Origin of the sequence: Paraburkholderia gardini (assembly GCF_907164575.1) — a bacterium.
Lineage (GTDB): Bacteria > Pseudomonadota > Gammaproteobacteria > Burkholderiales > Burkholderiaceae > Paraburkholderia > Paraburkholderia gardini.
Genome location: NZ_CAJQYY010000009.1, coordinates 184174 through 190372, shown reverse-complemented (window position 1 = coordinate 190372; position 6199 = coordinate 184174). Strand labels below are relative to the sequence as shown.

The 6199-nt window shown below is 60.1% G+C and carries 8 protein-coding genes and 1 pseudogene; 5 read left to right on the top strand and 4 right to left on the bottom strand.

Annotation, left to right across the window (positions count from 1 at the left end; all coding sequences use genetic code 11):
* Nucleotides 1-69: 69 nt before the first annotated feature.
* The 3 genes and pseudogenes from tnpC to tnpA all read right to left on the bottom strand — a co-directional run.
* A pseudogene (gene tnpC / locus LPA34_RS09975) lies at nt 70-1008 on the bottom strand (IS66 family transposase); the annotation flags it as partial.
* A 41-nt stretch (nt 1009-1049) separates the two neighbouring features.
* A complete protein-coding gene (gene tnpB, locus LPA34_RS09970; protein WP_228977521.1) occupies nt 1050-1397 on the bottom strand; it encodes an IS66 family insertion sequence element accessory protein TnpB in 348 nt (115 codons plus the stop codon).
* Nucleotides 1394-1807 carry an IS66-like element accessory protein TnpA gene (gene tnpA, locus LPA34_RS09965; RefSeq protein ID WP_228977519.1) on the bottom strand — a complete coding sequence of 138 codons (414 nt, stop codon included), beginning with the start codon at nt 1805-1807 and terminating at the stop codon, nt 1394-1396. Before tnpA ends, tnpB begins: the two co-directional genes overlap by 4 nt.
* Before the next feature lie 76 nt (nt 1808-1883).
* Here tnpA and LPA34_RS09960 point away from each other — a divergent pair, with 76 nt between their 5' ends.
* The 3 genes from LPA34_RS09960 to LPA34_RS09950 are packed head-to-tail and all read left to right on the top strand — an operon-like array spanning nt 1884 to nt 4752.
* Complete coding sequence (locus LPA34_RS09960; protein WP_228977517.1) at nt 1884-2318, top strand: hypothetical protein; 435 nt, start codon at nt 1884-1886, stop codon at nt 2316-2318.
* Nucleotides 2315-4321, top strand: a complete 2007-nt coding sequence (locus tag LPA34_RS09955) for an integrase (RefSeq protein WP_228977515.1) — start codon at nt 2315-2317, stop codon at nt 4319-4321. The genes LPA34_RS09960 and LPA34_RS09955 overlap by 4 nt, the downstream gene beginning before the upstream one ends.
* Nucleotides 4318-4752: a hypothetical protein gene (locus LPA34_RS09950; RefSeq protein WP_228977512.1), complete on the top strand. Its 435-nt coding sequence runs from the start codon at nt 4318-4320 to the stop codon at nt 4750-4752. The genes LPA34_RS09955 and LPA34_RS09950 overlap by 4 nt, the downstream gene beginning before the upstream one ends.
* A 196-nt stretch (nt 4753-4948) precedes the next feature.
* Here LPA34_RS09950 and LPA34_RS09945 read toward each other — a convergent pair whose 3' ends face one another.
* A complete protein-coding gene (locus LPA34_RS09945; protein WP_228977510.1) occupies nt 4949-5200 on the bottom strand; it encodes a helix-turn-helix domain-containing protein in 252 nt (83 codons plus the stop codon).
* Nucleotides 5201-5318: 118 nt separating this feature from the next.
* Between LPA34_RS09945 and LPA34_RS09940 the strand changes: the two genes are divergently transcribed.
* Nucleotides 5319-5750, top strand: coding sequence for a hypothetical protein (locus tag LPA34_RS09940; RefSeq protein ID WP_228977508.1), 432 nt, complete (start codon nt 5319-5321; stop codon nt 5748-5750).
* 16 nt (nt 5751-5766) lie between these two features.
* Nucleotides 5767-6174, top strand: a complete 408-nt coding sequence (locus LPA34_RS09935; RefSeq protein ID WP_228977506.1) for a hypothetical protein — start codon at nt 5767-5769, stop codon at nt 6172-6174.
* Nucleotides 6175-6199 lie beyond the last annotated feature (25 nt).

Sequence of the window (6199 nt, the reverse complement as noted above, 5' to 3'; positions counted from 1 at the left end):
TCACGTCAATAGCCAGGACAGGCCCCATGTTTCCTCGGCGCCTATCGGCTGCCGCCACATAAATTTGGCCGCAACATAGCCACTATAGGCATCCGCCTGCAGGATGCCCGACCAGCCCTGCAGATGCGTACGGGGTCGCTCTCCCTTACGGTCGGGCGAGTACTGGTACCAGACCGCCGGGGGTGCGCGGCTGCCCGCCGGCCGGTCATCGCGCACATACGTCCACAACCGTGCCGTACGTGTCTTGCCGCGTCCGGGTTCCAGCACCGGAACGGGCGTGTCATCCGTGTGGATTTTTTGCGCCTCACGCACATACCGGCCAACGGCATCGGCCAGCGGCTGCAGCAGTGCGGCGCACTCGCGAACCCACGATGCCAGCGTGGCACGGTCGAGTTCAATGCCGGCACGGCGATAGATTCCGGCCTGCCGGTATAACGGCGTATGGTCAGCGTACTTGGCGACCACCACCTGTGCCAGCAGACCGGCTGCGGCCATGCCGCGTGCGATCGGGCGCGACGGCGCCGCTTCCTGGACGACCTTCGCACACCGGCTGCAGCTCAGCCGGGGGCGCACGTGGCGAATCACCCGGAAGTACCCCGGCACGTAGTCCAGCATCTCGGAGGCGTCTTCGCCCAGCTTGCGCAGTCGACCGCCGCATTCGGGGCAGTCGCAGCCCTGTGGCTTGTGCTCCACCACCTCGCGTGGCAGGTGTGCGGGGAATTCGCGCGAGCGCCGGCGTAGTGGAACCACCGACGCTGTCGTGTCAACGGGTTCATCAGGCACCGGTTCTGGCACCGGTGCCGGCACGGCATCCTGCTGCGGCAGTGACCCGTCACTGAGTGCGAGCTGCAGTTGTCCCGTCAGTTCTGCCATGCGCTCCGACGAGCGTCCGTACTGCCAGCGCCTCAGGCGCGAGATCTCGGCAAGCAGGCGCGCGATCGTTTCTTCGCGCGAGACAAGCATGCGCTTGAGTGTGTCGATGTCGTCGGGGAGTCGGCTGACTGGCATGCCTGAGAGTTTACCAGGCGCGCGCAGAAGCGGGGGCAAATTTACGCGGCTGACGTGGGCTTCCAGGTTCGTTCGGGGCGTCGCCAGTCGATGCCTTCGAGCAGCATCGACAGTTGTGCCGCCGACAGATGGATGCATCCCGCGTCGGCCTGCGGCCAGATGAAACGGCCTCGCTCCAGGCGCTTGACGTACAGGTTCATACCATCGCCACTCCACCACAGCAGCTTCACCAGATCGCCCCGGCGACCACGGAAGGCGAACACGTGGCCCGAGAACGGGTCCCGCTCAAGCGCCACCTGCGCCAGTGCAGCCAGACCATCCATGCCACGGCGCATGTCGGTGACGCCTGCGGCGAGCCAGATGCGGGTGCCGGTCGGCAGCGCGATCATGCCGGTCTCAGGCAATGCAGCACCAGTCGCAGCTGGGCTGGGTCTACCTTCCCGCTCACTCGCACGCGTGCGCCGTTGAGCTCGATCTCAATACCTGAAGTCGCGGCTTCCTGTGCGTGCGATGGCAGTTGCGCTGTCGGCACCGGTAGTGACGAAACCGCCATCAAATCATCCGGCGACATCGCCACCGGAACGAACACGGCCGTCTCGCGCGCCGTCCTGTTGTCCAGCAGGCCGGCACGGTACTGCCTGCGCCACTTGAACACCATGTTCGGATTCAGACCGTGCGACTGCGCGAGCTTCGCCACCGAGATGCCCGGCTCGCACGCGGCCACTGCAACTTCACGCCGGAATTCAGGCGCGTAATTCGGCCGCCCCTTGCGGCTTCCAGCACTGCCAATCTCTGTCATCAAAGTGGTCCCCACTACTCGAAGTGATGGACATCACTTTGGACACTCTCAACGTCGATGTCGATACGGCCTTCAAATGACGCTTACCTTTGAAGCCTCTCCGAAGATTATTGAAAACATCGATAAAGCGATGGACCCTCAACTTGCGCCCTTGGCGCAAGCCTTCAAGGGGCGCCTCATTGCGGACGAGGAACACTCGACACACAGGGGCGCTCCCGGTAGCCGCATCATTGACTTCCGCGTGTCAAAGGCGCCCGTCGGAAGTTGCGGCTGCAAAGGCGAAGGGTGCGGATTCTCCCGCCCGACTGCTTGCTACACCTGTTTCAAGTTCGAGCCGTGGCTTGATGCTCCTCATGACAAGGTGCTCCGGCGACTACAAGATGAGCGAAAACGCGCGGAAGGCGACGAGCGACTGGCGGCTATTAACGATGACGCCATCCGGGCGGTACGAGAGGTCATTGCGGAATGTGCACAGGCCAATGAACAGCGCAGATCGGGAGGGGCCGCATGAACGCGTCTGTCCTTCATTTCACTCCCCGCGCAGAACTGGAGCCGCAGGCCAATCTCGAGGCTTTCATTGCGCTCTGCAGGAATTCGGACGTGCTTGGTGCCCGGGAGCAGTTCGATAAGAACGCTTGGGAAGTCGGATACGTCAAAGGACAGAACAAAGTAAATCGGGTTGTGTTCAGCACCCTCGAAGCATCCCGCGAAGACAGGCCCGAGCCGAGCCTGCCACATCCGTTTCTGGACTTCGCGAAGGCGACTATCGTCTACCTTCACGATAAGCGCCCAGTCACGTCTCAAGCTCAGCGCATCGCAGCTCTTCGATGTTTAGAGGCGGCGTTGCGAGAATGGAACAAGGCGTCGCGCCCGACGGCGGTTAACGTTGAGGTGCTGAACACTGCGGTCGAGTTAGCCAAAAAGCAGGTCTCGGATGCGGTGGCTTACCGTATTGCCGGCCAACTGCAGCTGATTGCGGAATTCATGAATTCGAAAGGCTTCATCTCGCTTCGGCAGACATGGGTCCATGGGATGAAGAGGCCTCGGGAGCTCGGTTCGCGAATCTCTAAAGAGGCTCTCGATGCTCGCCAGGAGAAGTTACCTTCCGCAGCGGTGCTACGGGCGCTAGGCGGTATCTTCCAGGAGGCGGTTCAACCGGCAGACGTGGCGGTGTCCAGCTACCTGGCGGTGATGCTCTGTGCGCCGGAGCGGATCAACGAGGTGCTCCGACTGGCGCGCAACTGTCTGGTCGAGGGCGACGGGAGATTCGACGGAAAGCTTGGCCTCCGCTGGGCGGGGTCCAAAGGTGCGAAGGACACGACGAAATGGCTCCCCACCCAGATGGTCCCAGTGGCAAGGCAGGCTATTTCCAACCTGCTGAAAGTGACAGCACCCGCCAAAAATATAGCAGCGTGGTACACGGACAACCCGAACACGCTTTACCTTCACGACGGCGCGGCGCACCTCCGCGGTCAAGAGGTCCTTACGGCAGCAGAAGTGGCGCTGATCCTGTGGGGAGATGAGGATGCGACTGACCAGGCTAACACTTGGGCTCGGATGACGGCTGAGTTGCCGAAAGTTCAGCTTGCCGGTCGCAAGGCTGGGTACCGGTTCGAAGACGTTGAGCTCGCGGTACTGGCAATGCTTCCAGAGACCTTTCCGTTCGTTCCGGGTGCTCCCGAGCTTCTTTGCAAGGACGCCGTGGCCATCATCCGGACAAACGAGATGCACTCGCAGAAGGCGACGTACCTCTGCATGATTACTTGCGTCGACTACAGCTCGATAACGAATCCGCTCGGGGCACGGGAGGGTCGGTCTTCGATCTTTGAGCGCTTCAACTACACGGAGGACGACGGTTCGCCCATCGAGCTCCGAAGTCATGCTCTTCGGCATTACCTGAACATGCTCGCCCAGTTGGGCGGTCTTAGCAACGCAGAGATCGCTATCTTCTCCGGTCGTAAGGACGTTCGTCAGAACAGGGCCTATGACCACATGAGCTCGGACGAGGCTCAGGCACCCATCAGTCAAGCTCTGAAGGCGGGTTTTACAGCCGGCCTTGTTCCTGCGGCGACGCGGGATCTGATAACGCGTGGCGAGTTCAAGAGGTTTGGGGTCGTCGCCGCCCATACGACGGAATATGGCTGGTGCATGCACAACTTCGCTAGCGAGCCATGTCAGATGTACCGCGACTGCATAAACTGCGAGGAGCAGGAGTGCGTCAAAGGCGATGCGCACAAGGAAGCCAACTTGCGCCTGCTGAAGGAAGAAACCGAGTTCCTTCTGAATGAGGCGCGGGAGGCGTTGAACGACGAAGAATACGGTGCCGATGTCTGGGTGGTGCATCAATCAAGGACGCTGGAGCGCGTGAACGCCCTCCTGTCTTTAATGGACGACCCGTCGGTAGAACGCGGAGCTCGGATTCGGCTCAACCTGGAGAACGCTGCCCTGATTACCGCTGAGTCCACGCAACCCGTCTACTTCCTCAAAGCCGAGGACCAAAAGCTGCTGCCATGAAGAAAACCCGCGCACCTGATTTGACCGCAGAGCGTATCAAGCTTGTGCTCGATACTCTGGATCGTTGGAAAGGCAAATTGACTTGGGACCTGCTGATTGACGCGATCCGGAAGGATACCGGCCACACGTACTCGCGGTTCACGTTCGCGGAATACACGGAAATTGCCAACGCGTTCTCGCTGAAGAAAGACGCTTTGCGGGGCACCTGGAAGGGCGAAGGCGGTCAGCCTCGGGACGAACGTGTCCGGGCCGCCCTTGAGCAGGTCGAACGTTACAAGGCCAAGGTCGAGCGTCTCGAAATGCAAAACCAACTGCTCTTGGAGCAATTCGTGACCTGGGCGCACAACGCCGAGCTCAAGGGGGTGACGGTGATGATGCTAAATGCCCCCCTGCCCAAGCCACCGCGCGACCGAACCAAAGGGGTGGAGTGATGGCGAGCGGACAGCAGCTTACAGAAGGAAAACGTCAGACTTGGGAATGGTGCAGTTCGACGCTGAAATGGCGCAGGTTGCGGTTATCAAGCATTCTGGCTGCGTTGCCGCGGTCCCATTTTACGCAGACAAGCCACGCTCGCGCGCGGAAGTTGATGTTTTCCCCAACCCGTCAACGAATTGCCGTCGTTGCCGCTTACGCTCGACGCGCCGATTTCTTGCGATCCTGCAACAGCGATGCTGGCTCGACCCCCAGAGCGTCAGCGATACGCTCGATGTTATAGATCGTCACGTTCTTTTCGCTGCGCTCCAACATCCCAACATACGTACGATGGATGCCGGCCCTCTCTGCAAGGGCCTCTTGCGAGAGATCTAACTCGATGCGTCTTCGCCGAACGTTAGCGGCGAAAATGGCAACCAGGCGGCACTGTGTGGGAGCAACGGACATCCATGAAATGTCCGTTGTTGCATACTTTGATTCTACATACTAAGATTAGCATTTTTACTATAGGCGCCAGATGCGAGTGGTTCTGCACTCGTGCTCATGGTAGACACCCAGCACAGCCATGCTTTTGACTCAGACGACTTGGGAAGAAAAGAATCCCGTACGCCGACAGCTATTCAGCCCCTACACCGCCTTCCGATGCGTGGCCGTCTCTAGCGAATCCCCTTGCTTTTTGATTCAGCACACCCGCGAGGACATCGAAGAAGATTCACTACCCGTGGGCACCTACCTTGTGACAAAGGCCGAGGACGTTCTCGAAGTAGTTGAGCAACTCGAAGCCGGGTGCAGTCGCGTTTATGCATTTCAGATGCAACCAATGGAAGACGAGCGATGTGTCATGAACGCGATTGCCGATATCAGGAGCTATTGCGAAGACGGCGTGACTTGGTTTTCATATGTCACCACAGACGGCACCATTGCTCCTTGCCTCCCTTGGCAGCCTCGTGCGAGTTCCAACCACCAATTGAAAGTTGAGTGGTCGTTAAAGCTATAGCTTGGAGTCAAGGACCGTGTTGGCGATCGAGTTCCGTGACGAACTGCTTGAGAAGGGATGGCCCGACGATCTCCGGGTTGCCGTGCTGGTCGGCGAGGCGCCAGGCCCTGAAGCCCCAACATCTGCGATCCGGGCGCAAGCAAGCGGAGATTTGCTGGGAGTGTGGTCTGCGTCCCGGCATTGCTTCCTCTACCCCGACTTCCAGTTCCAACGCTCGGGCGCAATCCGGAAGGACGTTGCCGGACTCCTGGCCGTCCTGCTCCGCGAAGACGATCGCGGAGGCTGGAGACGGGCGTTCTGGCTGTATTCGCCGCATGCGTTGCTTGATGACCGGACGCCCGCGGAAATCTTTATTGACGATCCGGCGCGGGTGATCGCTGTTGCGCGAGAGGAATTTCTGGACGATCGCGAAGCGACCTGGTGAGTTGTCAACTGCCCCTGCCGACCCG

Excerpts from the sequence above, each read along its gene's own strand:
- LPA34_RS09960 (WP_228977517.1), top strand. The coding sequence starts at position 1,884 with ATGACGCTTACCTTTGAAGCCTCTCCGAAGATTATTGAAAACATCGAT.
- LPA34_RS09945 (WP_228977510.1), bottom strand. The coding sequence starts at position 5,200 with ATGTCCGTTGCTCCCACACAGTGCCGCCTGGTTGCCATTTTCGCCGCT.
- tnpA (WP_228977519.1), bottom strand. The coding sequence starts at position 1,807 with ATGACAGAGATTGGCAGTGCTGGAAGCCGCAAGGGGCGGCCGAATTAC.
- LPA34_RS09950 (WP_228977512.1), top strand. The coding sequence starts at position 4,318 with ATGAAGAAAACCCGCGCACCTGATTTGACCGCAGAGCGTATCAAGCTT.
- LPA34_RS09940 (WP_228977508.1), top strand. The coding sequence starts at position 5,319 with ATGCTTTTGACTCAGACGACTTGGGAAGAAAAGAATCCCGTACGCCGA.
- tnpB (WP_228977521.1), bottom strand. The coding sequence starts at position 1,397 with ATGATCGCGCTGCCGACCGGCACCCGCATCTGGCTCGCCGCAGGCGTC.
- LPA34_RS09955 (WP_228977515.1), top strand. The coding sequence starts at position 2,315 with ATGAACGCGTCTGTCCTTCATTTCACTCCCCGCGCAGAACTGGAGCCG.